Origin of the sequence: Sandarakinorhabdus sp. (assembly GCF_051860625.1) — a bacterium.
In the GTDB taxonomy this organism is placed as follows: Bacteria; Pseudomonadota; Alphaproteobacteria; order Sphingomonadales; family Sphingomonadaceae; genus Sandarakinorhabdus.
The window spans coordinates 103121-129292 of the sequence record NZ_JBHYDQ010000010.1 but is presented as its reverse complement, the minus strand read 5'-3'; the positions used below and the strand labels follow the sequence as shown (position 1 = coordinate 129292).

At 62.4% G+C, this 26172-nt stretch carries 26 protein-coding genes; 16 read left to right on the top strand and 10 right to left on the bottom strand.

The features are described from left to right. Positions 1-168: 168 nt before the first annotated feature. Positions 169-630: an IS66-like element accessory protein TnpA gene (gene tnpA / locus ACTIEZ_RS11005; protein ID WP_439546723.1), complete on the bottom strand. Its 462-nt coding sequence runs from the start codon at positions 628-630 to the stop codon at positions 169-171. 82 nt (positions 631-712) lie between these two features. Beyond that, entirely contained in the window at positions 713-1786 is a 1074-nt protein-coding gene (locus ACTIEZ_RS11000; protein ID WP_439546722.1) for a hypothetical protein, read from the bottom strand. Positions 1787-2154: 368 nt separating this feature from the next. On the opposite strand from ACTIEZ_RS11000, the gene ACTIEZ_RS10995 reads away from it, so the two are divergent. Beyond that, on the top strand, positions 2155-3399 hold the full coding sequence (locus ACTIEZ_RS10995; RefSeq protein ID WP_303794200.1) for an acyl-CoA dehydrogenase family protein: 1245 nt from the start codon (positions 2155-2157) through the stop codon (positions 3397-3399). A gap of 49 nt (positions 3400-3448) precedes the next feature. After that, on the top strand, positions 3449-4237 hold the full coding sequence (locus ACTIEZ_RS10990) for an SDR family oxidoreductase (protein ID WP_439546721.1): 789 nt from the start codon (positions 3449-3451) through the stop codon (positions 4235-4237). Between the two features lie 44 nt (positions 4238-4281). On the opposite strand, the gene ACTIEZ_RS10985 is transcribed toward ACTIEZ_RS10990, so the two are convergent. Together ACTIEZ_RS10985 and ACTIEZ_RS10980 are read right to left on the bottom strand one after the other, a co-directional pair. Then, complete coding sequence (locus ACTIEZ_RS10985) at positions 4282-5256, bottom strand: alpha/beta fold hydrolase (protein WP_439546720.1); 975 nt, start codon at positions 5254-5256, stop codon at positions 4282-4284. Between the two features lie 173 nt (positions 5257-5429). After that, positions 5430-5759: a helix-turn-helix domain-containing protein gene (locus tag ACTIEZ_RS10980; RefSeq protein WP_439546719.1), complete on the bottom strand. Its 330-nt coding sequence runs from the start codon at positions 5757-5759 to the stop codon at positions 5430-5432. A 49-nt stretch (positions 5760-5808) separates the two neighbouring features. On the opposite strand from ACTIEZ_RS10980, the gene ACTIEZ_RS10975 reads away from it, so the two are divergent. From ACTIEZ_RS10975 to ACTIEZ_RS10965, 3 genes are read left to right on the top strand one after another with little or no spacing between them, the layout of a single operon-like run. Further along, a complete protein-coding gene (locus tag ACTIEZ_RS10975; RefSeq protein ID WP_439546718.1) occupies positions 5809-6024 on the top strand; it encodes a DUF4926 domain-containing protein in 216 nt (71 codons plus the stop codon). Then, positions 6021-6365, top strand: a complete 345-nt coding sequence (locus tag ACTIEZ_RS10970; RefSeq protein ID WP_439546717.1) for a DUF6883 domain-containing protein — start codon at positions 6021-6023, stop codon at positions 6363-6365. The genes ACTIEZ_RS10975 and ACTIEZ_RS10970 overlap by 4 nt, the downstream gene beginning before the upstream one ends. A gap of 51 nt (positions 6366-6416) precedes the next feature. Beyond that, positions 6417-6542 (top strand): hypothetical protein, encoded by a 126-nt coding sequence (locus ACTIEZ_RS10965; RefSeq protein WP_439546716.1) that lies wholly within the window; start codon positions 6417-6419, stop codon positions 6540-6542. Positions 6543-6553: 11 nt separating this feature from the next. Here ACTIEZ_RS10965 and ACTIEZ_RS10960 read toward each other — a convergent pair whose 3' ends face one another. Continuing rightward, entirely contained in the window at positions 6554-9157 is a 2604-nt protein-coding gene (locus tag ACTIEZ_RS10960) for an NB-ARC domain-containing protein (RefSeq protein ID WP_439546715.1), read from the bottom strand. Between the two features lie 141 nt (positions 9158-9298). Here ACTIEZ_RS10960 and topA point away from each other — a divergent pair, with 141 nt between their 5' ends. Further along, entirely contained in the window at positions 9299-11905 is a 2607-nt protein-coding gene (gene topA / locus ACTIEZ_RS10955) for a type I DNA topoisomerase (protein WP_439546714.1), read from the top strand. A gap of 18 nt (positions 11906-11923) precedes the next feature. Here the strand turns inward: topA and ACTIEZ_RS10950 are convergent, their stop codons facing one another. Next, positions 11924-14548, bottom strand: a complete 2625-nt coding sequence (locus ACTIEZ_RS10950; protein WP_439546713.1) for a M1 family aminopeptidase — start codon at positions 14546-14548, stop codon at positions 11924-11926. A 474-nt stretch (positions 14549-15022) separates the two neighbouring features. Here ACTIEZ_RS10950 and ACTIEZ_RS10945 point away from each other — a divergent pair, with 474 nt between their 5' ends. Together ACTIEZ_RS10945 and ACTIEZ_RS10940 are read left to right on the top strand one after the other, a co-directional pair. Then, positions 15023-16816 carry a hypothetical protein gene (locus ACTIEZ_RS10945; protein WP_439546712.1) on the top strand — a complete coding sequence of 598 codons (1794 nt, stop codon included), beginning with the start codon at positions 15023-15025 and terminating at the stop codon, positions 16814-16816. 405 nt (positions 16817-17221) lie between these two features. Continuing rightward, positions 17222-17722, top strand: coding sequence for a hypothetical protein (locus tag ACTIEZ_RS10940; RefSeq protein ID WP_439546711.1), 501 nt, complete (start codon positions 17222-17224; stop codon positions 17720-17722). Between the two features lie 27 nt (positions 17723-17749). Here ACTIEZ_RS10940 and hslU read toward each other — a convergent pair whose 3' ends face one another. Beyond that, a complete protein-coding gene (gene hslU, locus ACTIEZ_RS10935; protein ID WP_439546710.1) occupies positions 17750-19051 on the bottom strand; it encodes an ATP-dependent protease ATPase subunit HslU in 1302 nt (433 codons plus the stop codon). Further along, positions 19048-19608 carry an ATP-dependent protease subunit HslV gene (gene hslV, locus ACTIEZ_RS10930; protein ID WP_439546709.1) on the bottom strand — a complete coding sequence of 187 codons (561 nt, stop codon included), beginning with the start codon at positions 19606-19608 and terminating at the stop codon, positions 19048-19050. Before hslV ends, hslU begins: the two co-directional genes overlap by 4 nt. Before the next feature lie 114 nt (positions 19609-19722). Between hslV and ACTIEZ_RS10925 the strand changes: the two genes are divergently transcribed. Genes ACTIEZ_RS10925 through ACTIEZ_RS10900 form a run of 6 tightly spaced genes read left to right on the top strand, consistent with a single transcriptional unit; the run spans position 19723 to position 23412 of the window. Then, the gene (locus tag ACTIEZ_RS10925) at positions 19723-20352 is read left to right on the top strand and encodes a 1-acyl-sn-glycerol-3-phosphate acyltransferase (protein WP_439546708.1); all 630 of its coding nucleotides are present in this window, start codon (positions 19723-19725) and stop codon (positions 20350-20352) included. Between the two features lie 38 nt (positions 20353-20390). Beyond that, positions 20391-20993, top strand: a complete 603-nt coding sequence (gene hisB, locus ACTIEZ_RS10920) for an imidazoleglycerol-phosphate dehydratase HisB (protein ID WP_439546707.1) — start codon at positions 20391-20393, stop codon at positions 20991-20993. Beyond that, on the top strand, positions 20986-21594 hold the full coding sequence (gene hisH, locus ACTIEZ_RS10915) for an imidazole glycerol phosphate synthase subunit HisH (RefSeq protein ID WP_439546706.1): 609 nt from the start codon (positions 20986-20988) through the stop codon (positions 21592-21594). The genes hisB and hisH overlap by 8 nt, the downstream gene beginning before the upstream one ends. Further along, positions 21591-22310: a 1-(5-phosphoribosyl)-5-[(5-phosphoribosylamino)methylideneamino]imidazole-4-carboxamide isomerase gene (gene hisA / locus ACTIEZ_RS10910; RefSeq protein WP_439546705.1), complete on the top strand. Its 720-nt coding sequence runs from the start codon at positions 21591-21593 to the stop codon at positions 22308-22310. The genes hisH and hisA overlap by 4 nt, the downstream gene beginning before the upstream one ends. Beyond that, positions 22307-23098 carry an imidazole glycerol phosphate synthase subunit HisF gene (gene hisF / locus ACTIEZ_RS10905; RefSeq protein WP_439546704.1) on the top strand — a complete coding sequence of 264 codons (792 nt, stop codon included), beginning with the start codon at positions 22307-22309 and terminating at the stop codon, positions 23096-23098. The genes hisA and hisF overlap by 4 nt, the downstream gene beginning before the upstream one ends. Then, positions 23098-23412, top strand: a complete 315-nt coding sequence (locus ACTIEZ_RS10900) for a phosphoribosyl-ATP diphosphatase (RefSeq protein WP_439546725.1) — start codon at positions 23098-23100, stop codon at positions 23410-23412. The genes hisF and ACTIEZ_RS10900 overlap by 1 nt, the downstream gene beginning before the upstream one ends. 61 nt (positions 23413-23473) lie before the next feature. Here ACTIEZ_RS10900 and ACTIEZ_RS10895 read toward each other — a convergent pair whose 3' ends face one another. Next, entirely contained in the window at positions 23474-24205 is a 732-nt protein-coding gene (locus ACTIEZ_RS10895) for a hypothetical protein (RefSeq protein ID WP_439546703.1), read from the bottom strand. Positions 24206-24379: 174 nt separating this feature from the next. Between ACTIEZ_RS10895 and bdcA the strand changes: the two genes are divergently transcribed. Both bdcA and ACTIEZ_RS10885 read left to right on the top strand, forming a co-directional pair. Then, positions 24380-25093 (top strand): SDR family oxidoreductase, encoded by a 714-nt coding sequence (gene bdcA / locus ACTIEZ_RS10890; protein ID WP_439546702.1) that lies wholly within the window; start codon positions 24380-24382, stop codon positions 25091-25093. Positions 25094-25158: 65 nt separating this feature from the next. Next, positions 25159-25281, top strand: a complete 123-nt coding sequence (locus ACTIEZ_RS10885) for a hypothetical protein (RefSeq protein WP_439546701.1) — start codon at positions 25159-25161, stop codon at positions 25279-25281. Between the two features lie 108 nt (positions 25282-25389). Here ACTIEZ_RS10885 and ACTIEZ_RS10880 read toward each other — a convergent pair whose 3' ends face one another. Next, positions 25390-26127, bottom strand: coding sequence for an SDR family oxidoreductase (locus ACTIEZ_RS10880; RefSeq protein WP_439546700.1), 738 nt, complete (start codon positions 26125-26127; stop codon positions 25390-25392). Positions 26128-26172 lie beyond the last annotated feature (45 nt).

The window sequence follows — 26172 nt, the reverse complement described above, 5'->3', positions numbered from 1 at the left end:
TGTCGGCGGCGGGAAATTCAGCGCCCCCGCCGGGATCGGAGTCGCTGCCGGCTTCAACGCCGCGAAATCGGGCGGTGACCAGTGCGGCCAGTCCGTCCATGCCCTTGCGGAAATCCACCGGCCGCGTCGCTACCAGCACCCGCGTAGCGCCGGTCGGGCCGAGGCCGGTCACCGGTTGCCCTTCAATGCGTCCAGAACCGCGGTGATCAGCGCGGCGTCGGCACCGCGGCCGATCCGCACGGAGATGCCGTCCATGCTGACCTCGATCGGCGCGGCACCTTGGCTACGTGGCGAACGGTGCCGGCGGCGAGCAGGGTGCTGCGGGCGAGATCGACGCTCAGGCAGCGATGCCAAGGGCACCGGCTCCTCGACCACCGCCGGCACGAACAGCGGTGCATCGGCTGACGGCACCGGCGTGCGCAACTCGCGCCGCCACGTGAACAGCTGGCTTGGGCAGATGCCGTTCCGCCGCGCCACGGCGCTCACCGTCCCGGCGTCATCTGCATAGCTCTCAGCGACGATCCGCGCCTTGTCCTCATCCGACCAAGGGCGGCGCCGCGCCTTGGCTGTGAACACTTCGATCCGCGCCTCCCCACCAGGGATCGCGCTAGCATCGTCATATGGCATCATCATAGCATCAGCACCGCCAGCAACCGGGCCAGCAGGACTCGCGGCTTACATCGCACTCAGCAAGATGGGGTCAGGACACCGCTTACGTTTCACATGCTTGTACGGCGCCTTGTAGCGCCGAAAGGCAAAGCTTGCTGGACACGACGGTCGTCGGATAGCTCATGTCCAATACGAGCATTCGCTCCTTGTTGAGCCGATGTGTGTTCACCTTGATCTTGGTCTCATTTCCTGTAGCGACCGAGATTTCCCGGAACATTTTCAGTGCAATGGGTCCGTAAATGTCATCAATTGACTCCTTGATGACAATGTCTCCGACTACAGCACCCAGATATCTTGCTGCAAATTCGTACTCATTCTGCTTATTTGGATCCCAACGCTGCGGACTCTTGAGAGAGTGATGACGCAGCTTTCCACGCAGGAGTACCAGTGCTTGAATTTTTTCGACGGTGGTAGAGTCAGGTTTGAATAGATGGAACGCAGACGCTCCAGTTGAGCCTTGCTTGGAGAACACCTTTGCATTGCTCTCGATGGCTTCGCAGAGCTCTACTTGCTTCGCTAGGAGATACGTTTGCTTGTCGTTGCCAGTCTTTCCATCGCAGAATCGCGTCTCGAGAAACAGATACATGTTATTGTATGCATCGATGTAACGACCGGCACCGTACGCTAGTCGCCCTTCCCGAAAATGTGAGGTCGACTCGATTCGATCATCTGAAATCTGACCTACACAAAATGCCCTTCCGATCTGCTCGAAATCACATCCCCGATTCAGAATATCGTTAGGATTTGAGCGAAACGAAGTGAGATGGATATTGGCTTCTTCACTCACGTCTTCTGCGCGGAAGCGTAATTCGTAATAGTCGTAGTCGATATCTACAATCTGCTGGCCACTGATGACGGCCTGCCAATTCATGATGCTCTTCCGAGCAAGAGCGGCATGCTCGCCTCCCTTTATCGTGATGTGCGGAATCTCCGTCTCCGACACAGCCGGCTGCAAATGCGGAGCTTGCGCGACGTCCACGCCGTAGAAGGAGACGCAAACGCGCTTCAGTACGTTGGCCTCACGTTCTAGGAAAAAGCTTCTATTGCCCAATCTGATAGGCCAGCCTTCCATCACTTCGACGTGATTCTTTACATTGAACGCTACAGTGACGATCATCGGTTGACCTTGCTCAACATGGAAGGTTTCAGCAAGCCTTGAGCTCCATCTAGGCTTCGATTTGCGCCGCGGTCAGTCCAGCAAACTTGGCCTTCGACTCCACCGTCACTTCGCCGCAGGGTGACAACGGAGCACGTGCGTTTTCAATCGCCCACCAACCACAATGACGTCCGCTTTCAGGCTGATGCGCTTCCAGCCATAACGGCTGATTATAAGGCGCGAAGCAGATGAATGAACGAATGGCTGATTCAGGGGCGAAAGCAGCCGCGCGGCTTTATGAGTCGACGTCCGAGGACCATCACCAAATGATGGGCTTGCGCGCCAATGGCATGGCGGCAAGCATGCGGGCAGACAAGAGGACCCAGCGAATGACCAATATCTTCACCAATCCCGAGATGAACGATCTGCGCATGTCGGAAAAGGCGCGGCCGCTGTTCGATGCCGTTGTCCGCCACATCAACGACAATGTCGTGCCGATTGCGGAGGAGTTCGAAGCCCTGGGCAAGGGCCGGGCCGATCGTTGGAGCTGGGCGCCGGGGCAGCTGGAATTGCTGCAGACGGCAAAGGACAAGGCCAAGGCGGCGGGCCTGTGGAATTTCTTCCTGCCCAATGCCGAAACCGGCGAGGGGCTGAGCAATCTTGATTATGCCTATATCGCCGCCGAATTGGGCAAGGTGCCGCTGGCATCGGAATCCTTGAACTGCTCGGCGCCCGACACCGGCAACATGGAAGTGCTGGAACGGGTTGGCACGCACGAGCAGAAGCAGCGCTGGCTGGAGCCGCTGCTCGCCGGTGAAATCCGCTCGGCCTATGCCATGACCGAGCCTGATGTGGCCTCGTCTGATGCCAAGAATATCCGCACCCGCGCGGTGCGCGATGGCAAGGACTGGGTGATCAACGGCGAGAAATTCTATATCTCGGGTGCCGGCGATCCGCGCTGCAAGGTGATGATCGTGATGGTGCGCACCAGCGACGATGGCCCGGCGAGCAGCCAGCAATCCCAGATCCTGGTACCGATGGACACGCAAGGCGTGAAGATCCTGGGGCCGATGCATGTGTTCAGCGAAGATCACGCGCCGCGCGGCCACATGCATCTGCGCTTTGAAAACGTCCGGGTGCCGTATGAGAATATCCTGCTCGGCGAAGGCCGCGGGTTCGAGATTTCGCAGGTGCGGCTGGGGCCCGGGCGTATCCACCATTGCATGCGCACCATCGGCAAGGCTGAGATCGCGCTGGATTACATGGTGAAACGTGGCAATTCCCGCGAGGCGTTCGGCCGCCCACTGATCATGCTGGGCAAGAATCTGGAACTGATCGCCCGCGCCCGCATCGAGATCGAGGCGATGCGGTTGATGGTGCTGAAGGCGGCCAAGGCGATGGACGTGCTGGGCAACCGCGAGGCGCGGGTGTGGGTGAGCATGGTGAAAGCGATGGTGCCGGAAAAGACCTGCCAGATCATCGACCAGGCCATCCAGATCCACGGTGCCGCCGGCATTTCGCAATGGACACCGCTGGCCGAACTTTATGCCGACGTTCGCCACCTGCGCTTTGCCGATGGTCCGGACGAGGTGCACCACATGGTGGTCGGACGGCACGAGACCGGGCTGCACTGATCGTTCAGCCTGGCCTCTTCCAGCGGCCTCGATTCAAGGAGACACGATCATGGATACCAGCAGCCTGTTCCGCCTCGATGGCCGCGTGGCACTTGTCACCGGGGGCAGCCGCGGCATCGGCAAGATGATCGCCGCCGGCTTCATTGCCCAGGGCGCCAAGGTCTACATCTCGTCACGTAAGGCGCCTGCCTGCTTCGAAACGGCGGCGGAGCTTGGGTCGAACTGCATCCCGCTGCCACAGGATGTCTCGACCGTCGCGGGCTGCCAGGCGCTTGCCGCACAGCTCGCCGCGCATGAATCAAGGCTCGATATCCTCGTCAACAATGCCGGCGCCGCCTGGGGCGCCCCGTTCGAGGCGTTTCCGGAAAGCGGCTGGGACAAGGTCATGGATCTGAACGTCAAATCGCCGTTCTTCCTCACCCAGGCGCTGCACGGCCTGTTGAAGGCGTCGGGCACCCGCGCGCAGCCGGCGAAGGTGATCAACATCACGTCGATCGACGGCATCCGGCTCAATCCGCAGGAAACCTACAGCTACCACGCTTCCAAATCGGCGCTTATCTATCTCACCAGGCGCATGGCGGCGCGGCTGGTGAACGATGCCATCAATGTCACCTCGATCGCCCCGGGCGCCTTTGCCAGCGAGATGAACCGGGTCGCGCGCGATCACGGCGAAGCGATTTCCAAATTCATCCCCTCCCGTCGCATTGGTGTTGACGAGGACATGGCCGGCGCCGCCATTTACCTCGCGAGCCGCGCCGGCGATTATGTTGTCGGCGACACGATTACCGTGGATGGCGGCGTCGCCCATGCCAGCACAGGTGCCGGCTTCTCCGATTGATGACTGCGGCTCAAGCGGGTCGCTCATCGAGCTGAGGAACGTCTTTACACAGTTGGGCAATTATTTTCGTTGGTCCGCCAAAGTTCGAGTATTGTGCGGAGCGCCGTGACCAACGCCAGCGGCTGATCGAGCATGAGGTGGTGGCGCGCCTTTGGAACAGCGATGATCGGAATGTCGGTGCCGCCCAATTCCCGGACATATTCAGCCGAGTCAGCTGTGAACAACAGGCTTTCTGCGCCATACACGATGGCCTTGCGACCGGGAACTGCAACCAGGCGCTTGCCAATCTCATGCCATCCCTGCTCCGCGCTGTCCTGACGGAAAACTTCGGGATCAAACTTCCAGGTCCATTCCTCGCCGGCCCGACGCAGCGAGTGAAAGGCCATGTAATCCATCAGAAATGGCTCACCGACAGGCTGCGGCGGCGAAAGCACGTATCGGCTGCGCGCAGTGGGATAGTCCGGGTAGCGGCGTTGGGGCTTGTTGGGGTCGCCCGAGCCCGGACGCCCATTTCCTTGCCGGTTCCGCGCCTCCAGCACGTCGGGCCGCAGCACCATCATATCGCACAGGATCAAGCCGGAAAATCGTTCCGCCGCCAACGCCATCGCGGTCAAGCCGACGGAAGCACCAAAGCTGTGCGCAATGATGACGGGCTTGGCCCGTCCATCGAACAGCCCAAGCGCCTCGGCAACCCCGACCATCTCGGCGCCGCGCGCCTGCGCGTCGCACCCGGGCCGGTTGGCGCTATCGCCCATTCCCGACAGGTCATAGGCGATAACGTGATGGTCCCCCGCCATAAACGGTGCGATGAAGGCAAAGCACCGCGCATGCGCCAGAAAGCCATGCGTCATCAGGATCGGGGGATGCTTGGCGTCGCCCCACCGAAAATAATGGATGCGCGTTCCCGCGACGTCGATGAAGCCTTCCTCGCGAGGTACAGCGAGTGCTTCACGAAACCAGCCGGGCAGAGCATCGGACCGCGGTGCCCAGAGCGGGTCGATGTCATCACTTGCGTCCACGCATGGAGCTCCTTGCAAACTGCTCGCATCTAACGGTCCTTTCAGGTCAGGACAAAGCCCTGAGATGCTGCAGTTTCAATGGTGACGGTGATGGAGTGTCCAGCGAGAAGCTTTGCGGGTCCCCTTGCGTACAGTTCTTCCACCCTGGAACGCTGGGGCTTCCTAGGAGACTGTTAGCGCAGGAGCTCGCTGACCAACGAGGGTTTGCGGGCAATCATCGCGAGCAAAACCTGTGCCGGGCCGGTGGGACGACGACGTCCTTGTTCCCAGTTGAGTAAAGTGCCCCTTGCAACGCCAATGCTGCGGGCGAAGGCGCCTTGCGACAGCCCAGTGCTGGCGCGGATCGCGGCGACATCGACATCAGGCACCGTGACCTGATGGACGTGAGCGCCATCATCATTGCCATCGGCAAACGCTAGCGCTTCGTCCAGACCCTGCTTGATACGGCGCACGTGGCAATGGTGCTGCTCGATCTGGAACTGGAGGGCGCGGCGGTGCGCCATGCCGGCGGGCGGGTGGCATTGGGGATATCGGCGTGGTATTTATCGCCTCATGAACGTCGTGAATTTCCCCCTGCGCAACCGCGCCGCGCTGGCCGAACTCGATTCGGTGCGCTTGGCCGTGGACGTTGCGGCCGATGGCGTGACCATCCCGGCCGGCGCCGAAGACGTCGTCGTCGCCGTCTATGCCAATGGCAAGGCGTGTGAGGTCGAATTCATCGAGCCCGTGCATGCCGTGGTGACAATCGAGCTCAACCAGATCGCATGACCCGCCTGCCCGGCGCGGACGCAGCGCCAGAGTCCCTTGGCGTCGATCTGCGCAAGATCAGCGCTCATCTGCTCGATCCCACCCATCCGCAGAACGGCGGCAAGGCGCGCTTCTTGCAAGATCATGGCTTCGATGCCGAAACGCGCGCCGCCAGCCTGGCCGGCCACCCGCAGCGCCACCCTGTCGCCAACGAGCAGACCAGCCCGCACGGCCGCAAATTCGTCGTGCATTGTGCGCTGGCCTCCCCCGATGGCCGCGACCCCTGCATCACCAGCGTGTGGATCATCGATGCCGGCGATGACCGGCCACGATTGGTGACGGCCTATCCAAAGGGCGCGTGAGCGCCCGCGCGGCGCTGCTCGCCCTGTTCTCCCCCCCTCCCACCCGCTCCGGTGCAGGTCGATAAACGCGTCCGCCAATCCGGCCTGCCCACCGCGCAAGTGGCGACGGTCCTGCTCGATCTGGAATTGGAGGGGGCAATGGCGCGCAACGTCGGCGGGCGGGTGACGTTCGAGTGAAATCTTATCAGCTACTCGCTCAGCTTAGTAACTAAACGGAGGCAATAATTATTAAATGGGTCACGCGACAGACCTAATTTTGCCACTTCGAGCGATCTCATTGTATCACCTGAATGAAGATGTAACCATGCTAAACGAGACAGATCTGTAGCGGTGGCCTCACTTAATCTCGCCTCCATTAGTCTAGCCATGGGCTTAAAGATCGAACTTCTGTCGGTGAATTCAAACCCTTCCTTTAATTCTGGAGAGGAATTCAGCCAATTTACCATTTCGCTGATTTGATATAAGGGCGGATCTGTCACTTCAGAAGCCTTCAGAAAAGCATCGCACCCGCCAAGTACGTTCCCCATGGACCTATACAAAGAGGCTAGACGGGTCCATGCTTCAGCAGCATTCAACGAATCTGGCTCGCTTTCGAGAAACCGCCGGATTGCCTCCGCAGATCTTTCGAGACGGTCTAAGCTTCCAAACTCTTGTTCCATCTGAGACATAAGTAGCCAAGCAGGAGGATATCCGCGAGCTAAAAACTCAAGAATCGGGCGAACATCTTCCAACGTTCTTGCCCCTGACGCTAGATTTCGTGCTGTCTTCTTAAAAAATGTTTCCACCCTTGGTCCGAGACCGGCTTTCAGACCTGTTGCCGTTGTCGCTCCAATATCTTGGAGGAGTCTAACATCACTCTCTATCAGCGCACGAAATGGACTCACCTCCAACTTCCGCTTTCCAAATATGGCAGCCGTCAAGGGAACTTGAAGGAAGTCGCTTCCGTCATTTGCCGAAACCCTTTCAACCAACGACATCCTTACCAGTTGGTCGATGCCGCCCTCTGGATCACCACCGGCCTCTCCATGCCTCAAAAATACAGCCTCTACTGCGAGCTGGGGGACTAATGAGCGCCAACCACTTAGCGTGAGAAAAATTCGTGAAGCAACCGGGGCCAAGTTTGAAAAGGTTCTCTCAAACAGGGCATCAAGAATATCGTCCTTCCTGGCCATAAGATGTATTGGCTTAGAAAACACTCCAGCGTTTGCTATCTCTCCAAGCATTATCTTAATTACGTAAGGATGTCCATTGGACTCTTCGATAATGATCTCTCTTTCTTTCCTTCCGATAATATTCTCTATTTTTAGAGAGCGGGCTAACTGAGATACCAACTCTTCTGCCTCCGCAATCTCCATTCCGAATACGTCAATCGGATAGTCAGCCTTGAAATCACGAAATCTAGAAGTGATCACAGCCTTATTTGGAAGGCGTATATTGAGATCTATCCACTGGAAGAGATCAACCGGACTACGGACAGTCTCAAAATTATCAAAGACAAAGAGCGTGGCACCTAGCGGACTCTTTGTAAGGTGAGAAGCCATCTCCGAAATAGAATTAAATTTTTGATTGTTGTTTGATACATCACTTCCAATCAGTTTACGATATTGATCGGCAATCTCCTTCTCAGTCAATACCTTTGGCTGAACTGGCTTTGCGCCAGACTCAGTTAGATCAATGTCGCGCGCACTAAACCATATAATTACTTCGTATCGATCAGTATCGGCTATTTCTCGAAGAAGCGTAAGTGCAAGTGAAGTTTTACCGATGCCGCCACGACCAACCAGTGTAACGATAGGGTGGCGGTCATTTATTAATGCATCTCGTACTTGGGACTCCAGTTCTGGGCGGTGAACATAGCCGATCGGGTTGCTTGGCAGATTGCTGAAAGTACGCCCAACAACTTCTAATTCACCTTTGCCTTCTGTTTCACTTGGTGGTCGTTCACCGGCTGGGAGTAGGTATGGTGTCGCGTCTCCCTTAATTCTATTGTCAGAAATCATTGAATGAAACTCGAAACCAGTGGCCTTGAATGCTCCGTTTGGGACAAAGAAATCTGATACATCGAGGTCTGTATGTAAAAATTCAACGCGCCGAAAACGTCCAACGTTTAAATAAATTCCATCGGGGAGATTCTCGCCATTCGTTGCGGCGGCGGTCTTCAGCTTTTCGAACACCGCTTGCTCTCCACCGAGCGCTCGGACGCGATAACGGCCGGACAGGTTTCGATGAAGATATGCCCAGGGAAGTGAAAAAATAGGATTGTGATCACTGACAAGTTTGACCGAAGAATAAAGCTTTGGTACCAGCTTCGCGCAGGTTGCAGGGGTTAGAGCGCCATGGCCTCGAGTCTTGTTTCTGATCTCTGCAAATAGCGAAAACCACTTTTTGAACGGAACTTTTTCACCGATGGGCTGAGGATTTAACCCCAACCCCGACAGTACAGCATTTAGGTCATTAACGGCCTGGAATTGCCAGCTTCCCTTGCCTAGTCGTTCAGTAAACTGCCTTCTTGTGTCAAGAAGTTCTGACGCAAGATGCTGCGAAGCCGGACCTCCAAGGATTTCGTCAATCGCCCGTGCCCATTCACCAACCCCATCCGCTCTTACAAGCCCATGTGCAAGCCTATATCGGTGGTTTTCACGATCATCATCCACCGAGGCCAGTAACGCTGCTGCTGTGATTTTTGAAAGAAGCTCCGAGGCGTAAAGTAACTCATGGAACATGGCAGTGTCGGAGTCCTGACCATGCCTTTCAACGCGTTCTAGCATGAGTTTCATCGGCTGGAAGTTCATAGTGAGCCCTAGACGCTTCTTACATACGGTCTCGCACACATATATGCGGCTTTGCAAGCGTGCGGCTGGAGCTGGTGACCCCGCCCCCCTTGACGCCCCCTGCAACCCCACCCCACCCTCGCGCGTACACGTGAGGACCATATGCAACTCGTAATCGTCGAATCGCCGGCCAAGGCGAAGACCATCAACAAATATCTCGGCAGCGACTATGAGGTGCTGGCCAGTTTCGGGCATGTGCGCGATCTGCCGCCGCGCGATGGATCGGTGAACCCCGAAGCCGATTTCGCCATGGCCTGGGAGGTGTCGGCCGATCGCACCAAGCAGCTGAGCGCCATCCGCGAGGCCGCCAAGCGCGCCGACAGCGTGATCCTGGCGACCGATCCGGACCGCGAGGGGGAGGCGATCAGCTGGCATCTGCTGGAATGGCTGAAGGACAAGCGCGCGCTGCCCAAGGGCGGGGCGCGGCGGGTGACGTTCAACGAGATCACCAAGACCGCCGTCACCCGCGCCATGCAGGCCCCGCGCGATCTCGATCAGCCGCTGATCGATGCCTATCTCGCGCGCCGGGCGCTGGACTATCTGGTCGGCTTCACCCTCTCCCCCGTGCTCTGGCGCAAGCTGCCCGGCGCGAAGAGCGCGGGCCGCGTGCAATCGGTGGCGCTGCGCCTGGTGGTGGAGCGCGAGCGCGATATCGAAGCCCACGTCGCCCGCGAATATTGGCGCGTGGCGGCCGAGATGATCGCGCCGAATGGCGCCACCTTCATGGCGCGCCTCGCCGTGCTGGACGGCAAGAAATTGGGCCAGTTCGATCTCGACCATGCTGCAGCCAATGCTGCGCGGGAAGCGATTGCGAACAATGGCTTTTCGGTGCGGACCGTGGAGACCAAACCGGTCAGCCGCAACCCCGCCCCGCCGTTCACCACCTCCACCCTGCAGCAGGAGGCGTCGCGCCGGCTGGGCTTCAACGCCAGCCACACGATGCGCGTCGCGCAGGGCCTCTATGAAGATGGCCGCATCACCTACATGCGCACCGATGGCGTGCAGATCGCCGCCGAAGCGATGCATGCCGTGCGCGATCTGATCGCGCAGGATTATGGCAGCAAACCCGATGTGCTGCCCGAAAAGCCGCGATTCTATGCCACCAAGGCGAAGAACGCCCAGGAAGCTCACGAAGCCATCCGCCCCACCGATTTCTCCCGCCGCCCCGGCCGGGCGGATTCCGATGCCGAGAAACTCTATGCGCTGATCTGGAACCGCACTGTCGCCAGCCAGATGGCCAGCGCCCGGCTGGAGCGCACCACGATCGATCTGTATGACGACGACGGTCGCCACGGCCTGCGCGCCACCGGCCAGGTGGTGATCTCGCCGGGCTTCCTGGTGCTGTACAGCGAAGCCCGCGACGAGAAGCCGGCCGATGACGAAGATGACGAAGCGCGCCTGCCGCGGCTGGCCGGCGGCGATCGCTGCGCGGCGAAAGATGTGCAGGCCACCCAGCATTTCACCGAACCGCCCCCGCGCTTCAGCGAAGCGACGCTGGTCAAGCGCATGGAGGAATTGGGCATCGGCCGGCCATCGACCTATGCCTCCACGCTGACCACGCTGCGCGACCGCGCCTATGTGCGGGTGGAAAAGAACCGCTTCCATGCCGAGGAAAAGGGCCGGCTGGTCACGGCGTTCCTGGAGCGCTTCTTTGCGCGTTACGTCGAGTATGATTTCACCGCCGGCCTCGAAACGCAGCTCGATGATGTGTCGGCCGGCGATGCGTCCTACCTGGCATTGCTGCGCGCCTTCTGGGCGGATTTTCAGCCAAAGACCGCCGAGATCATGGAGCAGCGGCCATCGGATGTGACCGCGGCACTGGATGAATATCTGGCGCCGTTCCTGTTCCCAGATAGCGGCGACGGCAGCGATCCGCGCCTGTGCCCGCGCTGCGCGGCCGGGCGCCTCAGCCTCAAGACCGGGCGGTTCGGGGCGTTTGTTGCCTGTTCCAACTATCCGGAATGCAAATACACCCGCCCCTTCGCCAGCGAGGGCGGCGCCAGTGATGGCCCGGTGGATTTGGGCGCCGATCCGGTCACCGGCGAACTGATCACGTTGCGATCCGGGCGCTTCGGCCGCTTCGTGCAGCGCGGCGAAGGCGGTGCCGATGGCGAAAAGCCGCCGCGCGCCTCCATCCCCAAGGATGTCAGCATCACCGGCCCCGAGGATCTGGATTGGGCGGTGAAGCTGCTCAATCTGCCGCGCACCATCGGCCCGCACCCCGAAACCGGCGAGCCGATCACGGCGAGCATCGGCCGCTATGGCCCCTATCTGGCGCACGCCGGCAAATATGGCCGGCTGACCAGCACGGCCGACGTGTTCGAGATCGGCATGAACGCCGCCGTCGTCAATCTGGCGGAAGCCGCGGCTGCCAAGGCGGCTGGCGGCCGGCCGCAGCGCGGGGCGGCGACGGCCCTGGCCGAACTGGGCGCGCACCCGGAAAGCGGCGTTGCCATACGGGTGCTGTCCGGCCGTTATGGCCCCTATATCAGCGACGGCACCACCAACGCCAACGTCCCCAAGGGCACCGAACCCACCGCCGTGACGCTGGACGAGGCCGTGGCGTTGCTGGCCGCACGGGCCGCCGCCGCGCCAGCCAAGAAGGGCAAGAAGCCGGCCGCGAAAAAGGCACCTGCAAAAAAGCCGGCCGCGAAGAAGCCAGCGGCAAAGAAGCCCGCCGCCAGGAAAGCCACGGCCGACCCGGCGTGACCCGGGCCGGCCGTGGGCTTACCGCCCGCCCAACGCCGCGCTGATCTCGGCCCCCTTGGCCGCCTTCAGCGCGGCGCATTGGCCGATGCGCTCACGCGTCTGTGACAATTCCAGTTCGCCGCCACCCAGCAGCGCCATGTTGGGACGGATCAACCCTTCGACGCGGACGATGGCATCCGTGCTGCAATAGCCATCGAAGAATCCGATCACCCCGGCCCGCGCAAAACCGGGGAAGCTTTCCACCACCGTCTTGAAATTGTCCGCCACATATTGCGTGGTGGCATCGCGGCTGGCGCGGTTGTTGGCCAGCACCGCCAGCACCGTGGTGCGTTCGCGGCTGATCAGCCCTTCGGCCATCGCGAGCTGTTGCACATGCGCCACCGCATCCGCGCCTTCCACGCTGCCCAACGCCGCTGCCGCCTGCGCACGGAACAAGGGATCGTCACTGGCCTTCAGCGCGGCAAACAACATGTCGGCATAGGCCTTGCCGCCATCCTGCGCCGATACCACCAGCGCCGTGCGCCGATACACGGGCGCCAGCGCCGCCGCATCACCGGCCAGGCTGCGCGCCGCGGCATCCTTCAACCGCGCGCGCAGGCCGGGTTCCCGCCCCGCCAGCGCCAGCAACGGCACCAGCGATTCGCGCCAGCCCTGCTGCGCCGGCGTGCCCGATGTCGCGGCGGCCACCGATGGATCAAAGCCCTGCATTTCGGCGCGATTGCCATACAGCCGCCGCATCAACGCGCGATAGGCAGGCAACTCGCCATCGGTGAGCAGCGTGCCAGCCAGACCAGCCAACTGATTGGCCAGCACCAGCGCCGGCTGCCGATCAGCATGACGCGCCAATTGCTCGGCCGCCTTCACGACCCGCGCGAAATCGACGCGACCGGCCGCGAAATCCGCCCAGATCGAATCGGCGAACACCATCGCCTCCCGCTCCGGCAGCATGGCGGCGGCGGCAATCAGGCGATCCCAGCCGGCATCATCCATGCTGAACCGATAATATCCGGCGCCATTGGCATTGGGCACCAGCGCGGCGGCGGTGCCCACCAGCGGCGGCAACGTGGCGCTGGCCTCCTTCAACAAGGTGCAGGTGCGCGCCTCCCCGCGGGACAGGCACACCGGCACCTGCCAGCGCCGCATCATGCGATCGGTGGCAATGCCCAACGGCACATAGCGCGATTGCGACAGGGTGATGCCCGTCGCGGTATCCCGCACCGTCACCAGCGGCACACCCGTTTGATCGGTGAAGCTGCGCAGCGCCGGAACCACATCGGTGTTGCCGCTGGCCTCGGCCACACTGGCAAAGAAATCCTCCGCCGTGGCATTCCGATACGCGTAACGGTTCAGGTGCAACTGCACGCCCTTGCGGAAATTCTCCTCACCCACAAAGCTTTCGAACATCGAAACCGTCTGCGCGCCCTTCAGATAGGTGATCGAATCAAAGGCGCTGATCACCTGATCGTTGCGGGTGATCTCCTGGCGAATGGGGCGCCCGCGACCCAGCGAATCCGTGTCCATCGCCTTGAACGCATCGGCAACTTCGCCCGCCGCAATGCCCAGATCGGGGTTCCAGCGCTGCGCCGCCTTGTTGCCCATCCATTCGGCAAAACTCTCGTTCAACCAGATATCCGTCCACCAGCTCGGCGTGACCAGATCGCCAAACCATTGGTGGGCCAGCTCATGCGCCGACACCACGCCGAAACGCTGCAACTGGCTGGGCGGCGGGGCATCGCCCAGCAGGATCAGCGTGTCCTGAAACAGGATCAGGCCGGCATTCTCCATCGCGCCGCCCATCACCGGCGAAGCGATGAAATCCAGCTTCTCATACGGGTAAGCGATGCCGAAATAATCCTCCAATATGCCGACGATCTTCGGCACCTCGGCCAAAGTGGTGCCCATGCGGCCGGCCTGGCCCTTGGTGGCAATCACCCGGAAATCCAGCGGGACGTTCCGCACCGCATTGGCCGGGATCACCGTCTCGCGCACATCAAAATCACCGATGCCCACCGATACCAGATAGGTCGGCAATGGCTTCGATGGCGCAAAGCGGTGCGTGGTCCAGCCGGCCTTGGTGGTGACGCCGGTTTCCGGCGTGTTGCCAAACGCCTTCATCGCCGCCGGCGCCGTCACGGAAACGGTGAACGGCACCTTGAAACCCGGCTCGTCAAAACCAGGGAACATCCGCCGCGCATCGAGCGGCTCCATCTGCGTCCAAGCATACCAGCCATCCCCCACCTTGGCGCGGAACAACCCCTCGGCGCCGTCACGAAAACCGGTGGTGTAATCGAACCGCAAACTCACCTTGCCCGCCGGCACCGCCCCCGCAAAATCCAGCCGCGCCACGCCAGACGGATCAACCTCACTATACCGCCCCGGATACACCTTGCCGCCAACCACCGCATCGACCTTGCTGACCTTCAGGCCCAGGCCATGCAGGAAAATCACCCCGCTGGCCGCCTTCAACTCGGCATCAATCTCGACATGCCCGCTATACTCGGGCTGCGCCGGATCGGCCTTCAGATCGATGCGATAGGCGGAGGGACGCACCGTATCAGGCAGCCGGCCAACGGGAATCTCCTGCGCCAAAGTCGGGGTTGCAAGAGCCGTGGCAAAAAGCGCCAGCAGACGGACGTGGTTCATGATATTTCTCTCCGATGTTGCATCGGCTTTAGCGCGGTGGCGGGTGGCGGCAAAGAGGGCGAGAAAGAGGGCCTCCGGCGGGCAGGGTCGCAGACCCTGCACCCGTGAGTTTTCGGGCGGTGCTATGCGGCGGCTTTGCGACCCAATTGCAGCCATTCCGCACATCCCTAAATGCCCTGTGAGCGGACTAGCCCGTTATCGAGCGATCGTCGCCGCTCGCCTCCTAAGAGTATACGCCCATTTGCTCGCTTGTGGCCTTTGAAGTGTTTGAGCAGCGGCGACACAAGTCACGCTTCTCTCGATAGGATCAACCTGTTAGCCTGCGCTAGTTGAACCAAGCGAGGCACGAGGCTCGCGTAGGACTCGGTGAACCACACAAGGAAGCTGTCGCTTGGGTAGTAAACCTGAGAAGATCGTGTATCGATCCCTGCTCACTGAGCGAACGGATTCTGCACGCTGCTGGAACCAGCACAAATGAGCGGGGGCAATAAGGGGGCGACGTTGCCGCCACTGCCCGACTATCGTGCGGAAGACTTCGCGCAGGCTGATCTGCCCGAATGCGACATTATTATGAAGGGCGGGGTGACCTCGGGCGTCGTATACCCTTACGCCATTCTTGAAATCGCGACCAAGTACCGCTTCCGGTCGGTCGGCGGAACATCAGCTGGCGCCATCGCCGCAGCGTTTGCTGCAGCTGCAGAATACGGCCGACTGCAAGGAAGGCCCGAGGCATTCCTCACGCTCAAGCAGTATTGCGACGCGTTGCCTTCTATCCTCCTCTCACTGTTCCAGCCTAGTCCGGCGCTCCGACCCGCTGTGGAGTCGGGGTTGATGGCGGTGCAGGCTGGCGGAATTGCGCCCATCCTGCGCAAGGCTCTGGCCGGCGCCGCGCCGCTCGCGCTGGCAGGCGCCGGTCTGCTCGCGATCCCTTCGGGGCTCTTCCAAACCAGCCTCTATGCGACATGCCTAGCAGGGATTATCGGCGGGATGTTTGGTGGCGGCTTTGGCGTCTGGCGATCGCTGAAGCGGACCTATATCGCGCCGGTGCTCGACGCCGTGCGACGGTTGCCCCAGGAAGATTACGGCTTTTGCACTGGGCTTACCCAGCCCGACCAAGACCAGCCAGGCCTCACTGACTGGATACACCGGGCGCTGCAGCATATCGCGTTCGGCAATCCCGATCATGATCGGCCGCTGACCTTCGGCGACCTCGCCGGCCCCGACCCTGGGCAGAAACGCATTGATCTCCAAGTCGTCACGACTAATCTCTCGATGCGCCGCCCGCATACGCTGCCCCGGCTCGGCGTCACGGCTGGGTTCATACCAGACCGCTGGGCGCGGCTGTTTCCCCAGCCCGTGATGAAATACCTGATGGGCGAGGGGTCGCGAAGTTGGCGGCGTTATGCTGGTGCCCAGCTGTTTCCATCGGAGGAAAAGCTCCCGGTGGTCATCGCGGTCAGGATGAGCCTCAGCTTCCCAATCCTCTTCACCTCAGTGCCATTGAAGATTGAGGACCTTGAGTTACCTTCGATCGTGAAGAGTCTCGGCGGCAAGCCCTACAAGCGCATCCGCACCGCGCATTTTTCGGATGGCGGCATCAGCTCGAACTTTCCTATCCACATGTTCGACGCGCTGCTGCCCTCGCGGCCGACTTTCGCCTTTAGTCTTGAGGAGCTGCTGTGGAATGCTGAAGAAGTCACTCGCCGCGTCGCGCTACCGGCCAGCGCCAACGAAGGCATGGGCGTCCAAATCAAGGAGCTTCACACGATCGGCGACTTCGCCTGGCAGATACTCAACTCGGCCAAGGACTGGCAGGACCAGCTCCTCTCCGAGATCACAGGACAGCGTGAACGGACCGCACGTATCTTCTTGACCAAGGACGAGGGTGGGCTCAATCTCGACATGCCCGAACATGTTTCCCACCAGTTAATGTTGTGGGGCCACGAAGCCGGCAAGCGCTTCACCTCGGGCGGCTTCGACTTCGACGAACATCGCTGGCGGCGCCTACTCGTCCTCTACAAGCATCTCGAGGACAATCTCGATTCTATCGAGCGAGCCTGGGGCGGCGGATATGGCGCGTGGTATGAGAATTATCAACGCAAGGTTAAAAGCTACAAGAAACTGAATCTAGCAGATCGTGCGCAAATTGCGACTGATATAGAAAAGCTTGTTGAGGCTCGTAGACAGATGAAGGGAGAGCAGATCGCAAAACGAGACGAGAAGCTGCCTAGACGTGCCGGCGTGCTTAAGGTGGCGCCCCGCTACTGAGCTGGGAATAGAAGATGACTAAATTTTTGAGGCGAGACGTGGGTCACAAGCCGCAAGACCGAACCACGCACTTCAAGCGATCAATATTTTCGGGTTCCAAATCGTTGAGCGGTGAAAATCTTACGTGTTGTTCCTGACTGATGAGGCGCTCCTCCCAGCCAGTTTCAACCATGAAATGCCCTGCGGCGCCTACCTGTAAGCTGACATGCAGCTTCGGCCCTTTCCTCTCCGGGACCCGCCATTCAGCAACCGCCCCAAAGCACTAATTGCGGACCGCCCGAAAACTCACGGGCGCAGGGGCCTCGCCCCTGCCCACGTCAATCCCGGACTTGATCCGGGACGGAGGCTCTGCTGCCTTTGTTCCCCCTCTGTCCTACAACCCCGCCATTGCATTATACTGCCGCCATGAGCAGCAACACACAACCCGCCCTTCGCCCGCAACACAATGGCTGGACGCAGGCCCGCCAGCAGCGGTTTCTGGCGCATCTGGCCAGCCACGGCAGCGTGTCGGGCGCGGCGCGCAGTGCGGGGATGTCGCGGCAATCGGCCTATTGGTTGCGGCGGCAGCCGCACAGCCAGGATTTTGCCGCCGCCTGGGATGCCGCGCTGGCCGGGCGGGACAACTGGATCGAGGATCTGGCGCTCGATCGCCTGCTGGATGGGGAGGAAGAGGTGATCGAGCGCGACGGCGTGGTGGTGGCGGTGCGGCGGCGCCCGGCCGATGTGCGCCTGTTGCTGTTTCACCTGAATCGGCTGGAAAAACAGAAAAGCCAGATTTCTCAACGCCGTGTGCGTCCGGATTCGTCAGCAGTGGCAAAACTGCGGGCCGAATTGCTGGCGCTGGCCGCAGGCAATGACGCGTCTGACGACGCGCTGCCACCCCGGTTCCCGTCACCCCGGACGTGATCCGGGGCGGCGGCCAACCCTTTCTTCTTACAGGATATATTTCGACAGATCGGTGTTCCCCGCAATCGCCGCCAGTTCCGCCGTCACCATCGCGGCGTCCACCGTCACCGTCTCCCCGCTGCGTTCATCCGCATCGAAGCTGATGGTTTCCAGCAGTTTTTCCAGCACGGTATGCAGGCGGCGGGCGCCGATGTTTTCCACGGTTTCGTTCACTTCGGCGGCGATGCGGGCGATGGCGTTGATGCCATCGTCGGATACGGTCAGCGTCACGCCTTCGGTGGCGAGCAGGGCGGCATATTGGCGGATCAGGCTGGCTTCGGTGTCGGACAGGATGCGGCGGAAATCGGCTTCGGTCAGGCCTTTCAGTTCGACGCGGATCGGCAGGCGGCCTTGCAGTTCGGGCAGCAGATCGGATGGTTTGGCGACATGGAAGGCGCCGGATGCGATGAACAGCACATGGTCGGTTTTCACCGGGCCATATTTGGTCGACACGGTAGTGCCTTCGATCAGGGGGAGCAGATCGCGCTGTACGCCTTCGCGGGACACGCTGCCGCCGCGCACGTCGGACACGGCGATCTTGTCGATCTCGTCCAGGAACACGATGCCATTGGCTTCGGCATTGCGCACGGCTTCGCGGGTGATTTCGTCGTCATCCAGCCGCTTGTCGGATTCTTCGGCCAGCAGCGCGTCCCAGGCGGCTTCCACCTTCATCTTGCGGCGCTTGGGCGGGCGGCCGCCCATGGCTTTGGCCATCATGTCGGACAGGTTGATCATGCCGACCTGGCCGGGCTGCATGCCGGGCAGTTCGAAACTGGGCATGGCTTCGGTGATTTCAATCTCGATCTCGCGGCCTTTCAGGTCGCCGGCTTCGAAACGCTGGCGAAAGGCTTGCCGTGTGGCTTCGCTGGCATCCTTGCCAACGAGGGCATCGAGCAGGCGGGCCATGGCGGCGTCCTGCGCCTTGTCCTTCACACTGGCACGGCGGGTTTCGCGCACCAGGCGGATCGATTCCTCCACCAGATCGCGGATGATGCTGTCCACATCGCGGCCGACATAGCCGACCTCGGTGAATTTGGTGGCTTCGATCTTGATGAATGGCGCGCCGGCCAGCTTGGCGAGGCGGCGGCTGATCTCGGTCTTGCCGCAACCAGTCGGGCCGATCATCAGGATGTTTTTCGGCACCACTTCGTCGCGAAGATCGTCGGGCAATTGCTGCCGGCGCCAGCGGTTGCGGAGCGCAACGGCGACGGCGCGCTTGGCGTCATCCTGGCCGACGATGTGGCGATCAAGCGCCGTCACGATGGCGCGGGGGGTAAGAGCTTCACTCACTTGTCGGCACCTGCCGCGATCATTTCCACAGTCAATTCCTCGTTGGTGTACACACAAAGGTCGGCGGCGATCTTCATGGCGCGCCGGGCGATGGTTTCGGCATCATGATCGCTGTCCGCCAGCGCCCGGGCGGCGGCGAGCGCGAAATTGCCCCCCGAACCGATGGCGCAAACCCCGCCCACCGGCTCCAGCACATCGCCATTGCCGGTGATGACCAGCGTCACGCTGGCATCGGCAACGATCATCATCGCCTCCAGCCGGCGCAGATAGCGGTCCGTGCGCCAATCCTTGGCCAGCTCCACCGCCGCGCGCAGCAACTGGCCGGGATGGCGCTCCAGCTTGGCTTCCAGCCGTTCGAACAGGGTGAAGGCGTCCGCCGTGGCGCCGGCAAACCCGCCGATCACTTCAGCCTTGGCGCCCAGCCGGCGCACCTTCTTGGCGTTGGGCTTCATCACCGTCTGGCCCATGGTCACCTGGCCATCGCCGGCGATCACCACCTGGCCGTTCTTTCGCACCGATACGATGGTGGTGCCGTGAAACTGGGGAAGTTCGCTCATCTGGTCGTCCGTTGTTTGCTAGTGCCTGTATGTAGGGTGCGGTGGGCGGGTTGAAAGAGGCCGGTCCATTGTCGCAGGCTTGGCGCGGTGTCGCGGCGGCTGATAGGAAGGTGCATGGCACCACCGGGCACGCTCATCACTCATGATCTCAGCCGCGCTGTTCCGGCGCCGCCGGGCGGTCTGGGGCTGGCGCTGTGGCATCTGGTCGGGCGGTTCGGGCTGTGGCTGGGCGGCTGGAAAGTGGCCGGCAGTTGGCCCGCCGATGCCAAGATGGTGGTGACGGCGGCGCCGCACACCTCGAATTGGGATGGCATCTGGATGCTGGCGGCGGCCGGCGCCTGGCGGGTGCGGCTGCGCTACATGGGCAAGAAAAGCCTCACAACCGGCCCGTTCGGCTGGCTGGTGCGCTGGACGGGGTGCATCCCCATCGATCGCAGCCAGTCCAACGATGTGGTGTCCGCGATGAAACAGGCCTTTGCCGCGACCGACAGCCTGTTTCTGGTGGTGCCGCCCGAAGGCACGCGCACTGCGGTGGAGAAGTGGAAATCGGGATTTTATCACATCGCCGTGGGCGCCGGGGTGCCGATCAGCTTTGCCGTGATGGATTATGCCACCAAAACCGTGCGCATGCCGGCAACCTTGTGGCCAAGCGGTGATTATGCCGCCGATCTCGCCATCATCCAGAGCTTCTATGCGGATGCGCAAGGCAAGAACCCGGCGGATTTCGTGATGACCGGGCGCTAGGCTTGCCGTCAGGGCGGCAATCCTCTACCCGCCGCGACATGGAACAGCGCATTGCCAGCATCCATCGGGCCACCAAGGAAACCGATGTCGCCGTGACCGTCAATCTGGACGGCAGCGGCCATTATGACGTGTCCACCGGGATCGGCTTTCTCGATCACATGCTGGAACAATTGTCGCGGCACAGCCTGATCGATCTGACGGTGAAGACCAGCGGCGATCTGCACATCGATGGCCACCACACCACCGAAGACACCGGCATTGCGCTGGGCGAAGCCGTGGCCAAGGCGCTGGGCGACCGGCGCGGCATCACCCGCTATGGCGATGCGCTGATCCCGATGGACGAAACGCTGACGCGCGTGGCGCTGGATATTTCCGGGCGGCCGTATCTGGTGTGGCGCACGTCGTTCAGCCAGCCGAAGCTGGGCACGCTGGATACCGAGATGTTCAAGGAATTCTTCGCGGCCTTTGCCGGCAGTGCCGGCATCACGCTGCACATCGAGACGCTCTATGGCGTGAACAATCACCATATCGCCGAAAGCTGCTTCAAGGGCGTGGCACGCGCGCTGCGGGCGGCGGTGGCCATCGATCCGCGCAAGGCCGATGCGATCCCTTCCACGAAGGGCACGTTGGGCGGTGCCTGACACGGTTGCGCTGATCGATTATGGCGCTGGCAATCTGCGGTCTGCCGCCCGCGCGCTGGAGCGGGCCGGCGCCAAGGTGGTGTTGACCGATGATCCGGCGGTGATTGCGGCGGCCGCGCGCATCGTGCTGCCCGGCGTCGGTGCCTTTGCCCAGTGCATCAACCAGCTGCGGGAGCGCACCGGCATCGAGGCGGCGCTGAACGAGGCGGTCAACCAGCGCGGTGTGCCGTTTCTGGGCATTTGCGTGGGCATGCAGTTGCTGGCCAGCGAAGGCCATGAACATGGCGTGCACGCTGGCCTCGGCTGGTTGCCGGGCATTGTCAGCCGCCTGGCGCCTTCTGATCCCACGCTGAAAATTCCGCACATGGGCTGGAACCACGTCACACCGGTCAACGACGCGCCGGTGCCGGCGGGGGACGCCTATTTCGTGCACAGCTATGCCTTTGCGCCGCATGACGTGGCGGATATTCAGGCGGTCAGCGACCACGGCGGGCAATTCGCCGCCATCGTGAAGCGCGGGCACATCACCGGCGTGCAGTTCCACCCGGAAAAATCGCAAGCCTATGGCCTCGCCTTCCTGCAGAACTGGTTGAATCCATGATCATCTTCCCCGCCATCGATCTGAAGGGCGGCCAATGCGTGCGCCTGGCCGAAGGCGATATGGCGCGGGCCACCGTCTATGCCGATGATCCCGCTGCACAGGCTGCCGTGTTCCGCAGCGCCGGCGCCACGCATCTGCATGTCGTCGATCTGGATGGTGCGTTCGCTGGCGACAGCCGCAACGCCGATGGCGTGAAGGCGGCGCTCAGCGGCTTTGCCGGCGGGCAGGTGCAGGTGGGCGGTGGCATCCGCACCGCCGCGCATGTGGAAGGCTGGCTGGCCGCCGGCGTGTGGCGCGTGGTGATGGGCACCGCCGCACTGGACAACCCGGATCTGGTGCGCAGCCTCGCCGCCGCGCATCCGGGCCGCATCGTGGTGGCCGTCGATGCCCGCGACGGCATGGTGGCGACGCGGGGCTGGGCCGATGTCTCGACGTTGCCGGTCGCCGATCTCGCGCGGCAGTTCGAGGATGCCGGGGTGGCCGCCGTGCTGTTCACCGATGTCGGGCGTGATGGCATGCTGAAGGGTGTCAATATCGAAGCCACCACCGCGCTCGCCGCCACCACATCGCTGCCGGTGATCGCGTCCGGCGGGGTGGCGTCGATTGCCGATATTAACGCGCTGGTTGGCAAGCCCGGCATCGAAGGCGTCATAACCGGCCGCGCGCTCTATGATGGTCGGCTCGATCTGGCCGAGGCCATCAGGGCGGCGTCGTGACGCTGGCCGTCCGCATAATCCCCTGCCTTGATGTCGCCAATGGCCGCGTCGTGAAGGGCGTGAACTTCGTCGCCTTGCGCGATGCCGGCGATCCGGTGCAGGCCGCAGCTGCCTATGATGCCGCCGGCGCCGACGAGCTGTGTTTCCTCGACATCACCGCCTCCCACGAAAATCGTGGCACGCTGATCGCCATGGTCGAGCGCACGGCCGATGTGTGTTTCATGCCGCTCACCGTGGGCGGCGGCGTGCGCAGCGTCGCCGATGCCCGCGCGCTGCTGCTGGCGGGTGCTGACAAGGTGGCGGTGAACAGCGCCGCCGTCGCGCGGCCCGCGCTGATCGGTGAACTCGCCATGCGCTTTGGCGAGCAATGCGTGGTGGTGGCAGTGGACGCCAAGCAGACCGTGCCCAATCCTGATGGAACGCCCCGGTGGGAAATCTTCACCCACGGCGGCCGCACCCCCACCGGCATCGATGCGGTGGCTTATGCCGTTGAGGCTGCAAAGCTGGGCGCCGGGGAAATCCTGCTCACCTCCATGGACCGCGATGGCACCAAGGCCGGCTATGATCTCGCGCTCACCCGCACGATTGCCGATGCCGTGCCGGTGCCGGTGGTGGCATCGGGCGGCGTCGGCGGGGTCGATGATCTTGTCAGCGGGGTGGTGCAGGGCCATGCTTCGGCGGTGTTGGCTGCCTCCATCTTCCATTTCGGTGAAATCACCGTGGCGCAGGCGCGCAGCGCGATGGCCGCCGCCGGCTTGGCCGTTCGCCAGCCGTTTGTGGGGGCATGATGGAGCCGTTCGATCAATTGCTGGCCACCGTGATCGCGCGGCGTTCGGCTGACCCGGCTACATCCTATGTCGCCAAGCTCACCGCCAAGGGCCGCGCAAAGATGGCGCAGAAACTGGGTGAGGAAGCCGTGGAAGTGGTGATCGCTGCGGTGTCGGATGATCGCGGCGAGATGGTTTCCGAAGGCGCCGACCTGATGTTCCACCTCGCCGTGCTGCTGGCCGACATGGGCCTCAGCTTTGACGACATCCGCGCCGAACTCGCCCGCCGCGAAGGCGTGTCGGGCATCGACGAGAAGGCGAAGCGAGGGACGTAGGCGCGCGCCGGTTTTCACGCATCACCCCGGCGCTGGCCGAAGTGACATGGGATGCCTGCCCTCACACAATCCGGCTGAACGCCTGCAAGCGCCGCGCGGTGGCTTGCGCCGTCTTGGCATCGCCGCGGGCCAGTGCCGCGGCCAGTTCGACGCCCTGACGCTTCACCATCGCCTCGAAACCATCACCCGCCGGCAATGACTCGATATTCTTCAGCAAATTGGCCGCTCGCGGCGCGTTCTTCTCGTCCAGATCCATCAAGGTGATCGCGAAAAACACGCGGGTGGAGGGCAGGTTCGGCGTCAGCCGCAGCGCCTGCGCATAGCAGCGCTCCATCTCCGATTTTTTCGCGCCCAGCGCTGTGCCGGCCAGGAAACTGCCCACGGTGGCAACCGCGCCGCCGTGCCAGCCGCCCAGCGCGCCCCAGGCCAGGCTGTTGTCGGGATGGGCGGCGATGATGGTTTCGAACCGGCGACGCACCTCCTTGGCCAGGCCGATGCCTTTGGTCAGTTGTGCGCGATAGGCGATGGCGACGGCTTTTTGCAGTTGCGCCTCGACATTGCTTGGGCTCCGGGCCAGCGCGGCATCGAAATCCCGCTCGGCCGCCGCCACCAGATCGAGCGCCTGATCCTTGCCGCTGGTCTGATAACCGGCAATCGAAAGCTGCGCCCGCCCGGCCAGCACCAGCGACGCCGCGCTGTTCTCGGCGCGGCCTTCGCGCACCGCTGCCGCCCAATCGCCACTGCGAAACGCATCGATCGCCGCTGCATTGGCCGGCACGGCGATCAGCAACATCAGGACGGAAAGGGCAGTTTTCATGGGCAGGCTTTCGCAGGGCGGAAGAATGGGCTTGTCCCCCAGATTCGATGAACCGGCAATGACGGTTGCCGGTTCCATTTCGCCGCGGCGGTGGGTTGCACAGCCTGACATGCCCGGTCATCATGCCAGGCAACGTCGATGGAGGTGGTGATGGGCGATTTTTCGGGCAAATCGGTGATGGTGCTGGGCGGCAGCCGTGGCATCGGCGCGGCCATCGTGCGCAGCTTCGCTGCGGCTGGTGCGTCCGTGTGTTTCACCTATGCCGGTTCTGCCGATGCGGCGGCAGCGGTTGCCGCAGAGACCGGCGCCACGGCGGTGAAGGCTGACAGCGCGGATCGTGATGAACTGGTGGCTGCGGTGGCTGCGGCTGGCGCGCTTGATGTCATGGTGATCAACGCCGGCGTCGCGATGATGGGCGATCCGCTGACGTTGGATGCCAATGCGGTGGACCGCCTGATCGATATCAACGTGCGCGCGCCCTATCATGCCGGCGTGGAGGCCGGGCGGCAGATGCACGACAATGGCCGCATCATCATCATCGGTTCGGTGAATGGCGATCGGGTGCCGGGGCCGGGCTTTACGGCCTATGCGCTGTCCAAATCCGCCGTGCAGGGCATTGGCCGCGGCCTGGCCCGCGATTTCGGCCCGCGCGGCATCACCGTGAACGTGGTGCAGCCCGGCCCGGTGGATACGGACATGAACCCCGCCGACGGCCCGATGGCCAAACGCATGCACGCCGCCATGGCCATCCCCCGCCACGCCCATGCTGATGAAGTCACCGCGCTGGTGCTGTTCCTGGCCAGCCCGGCCGCCGCGATGATTACCGGTACGACGCAGACCATCGATGGCGGGTTGGGGATTTGACCCCGCGCGAGCGCTCGAGGCCTTCGGCCAGCAGCACCGTGTCTCCGGAGGAAACCGAAGACTGCGTGGTGTTGCGCACCCCAGCGCAAGCTGTGGCGCCCGCGCAGGCGCTGGCCCGCCGCTACACCGGCGACAAGGGCGGTACCGATGAATTTCTGGCGAACCGCCGCGCCGATAGTGGCGAGTAGGTCATGGCGGGGCTGTCCTCGACGCCCGTGCGCTGATTACCATGTTGCAGGCCGAACGCGGTGGCAAGATTGTCGCGACGGGGTCAGCGGGTCTTCATCGCAACTCCATCAATTGGTCCAGCCACCATCGACGACATACGCCCCGCCGGTGGTGTAACTGGCTTCGTCCGACGCGAGATAGACCGCCAGCGCCGCCACCTCGTCCGGCCGGCCCATCCGTCTCGTCGGCTGATTGGCGATGAAGGCGGCGCGGGCGGCCACCGGATCGGGCAGGGCGGCATGGCGGGCGGCCAGCGACGGCGTGTCGATGGTGCCGGGGCAGATGGCGTTGGCGCGGATGCCGTGCGCCACGAAATCGGCGGCCAGGGCCTTGGTCAGGCCGATCACGGCGGCCTTGGTGGTGCAATAGGCAAAGCGGTTGGGCAGGGCCTTGATGGTGGACGCCACCGACGCGATGTTGATGATGGAGCCGCTGCCGCGTGCCACCATGCCCGGCAACGCAGCGCGGCAGGTGCGCACCATCGAGGTAACGTTCACATCCCAGGTGAAGGCCCAATCCTCATCGCTGAGCGTCAGGATGGTGCCGCTGTGGACGAAGCCGGCGCAGTTGAACAGGATGTCGGGCGCGGCGTCGGCCAGGGCGGCGATCACGGCGGTACCATCGCGCACATCCAGCCGGGCGATGCGGATGCCGGGATGTTCGCCCCCCAGGCTGGCCAGCGCGGCTTCGTCGATATCGGTGGCGGTAACGGCGGCGCCCTCCCGCGCGAAGGCCAGCGCCGTCGCGCGGCCGATGCCGGCGCCCGCCGCGGTGACGAACGCTGTCTTGCCTGCCAATCGATCCATGTGATGCCCCCCTCTGCCCCTGCTGATCCAGCGGAGCCTATCAGG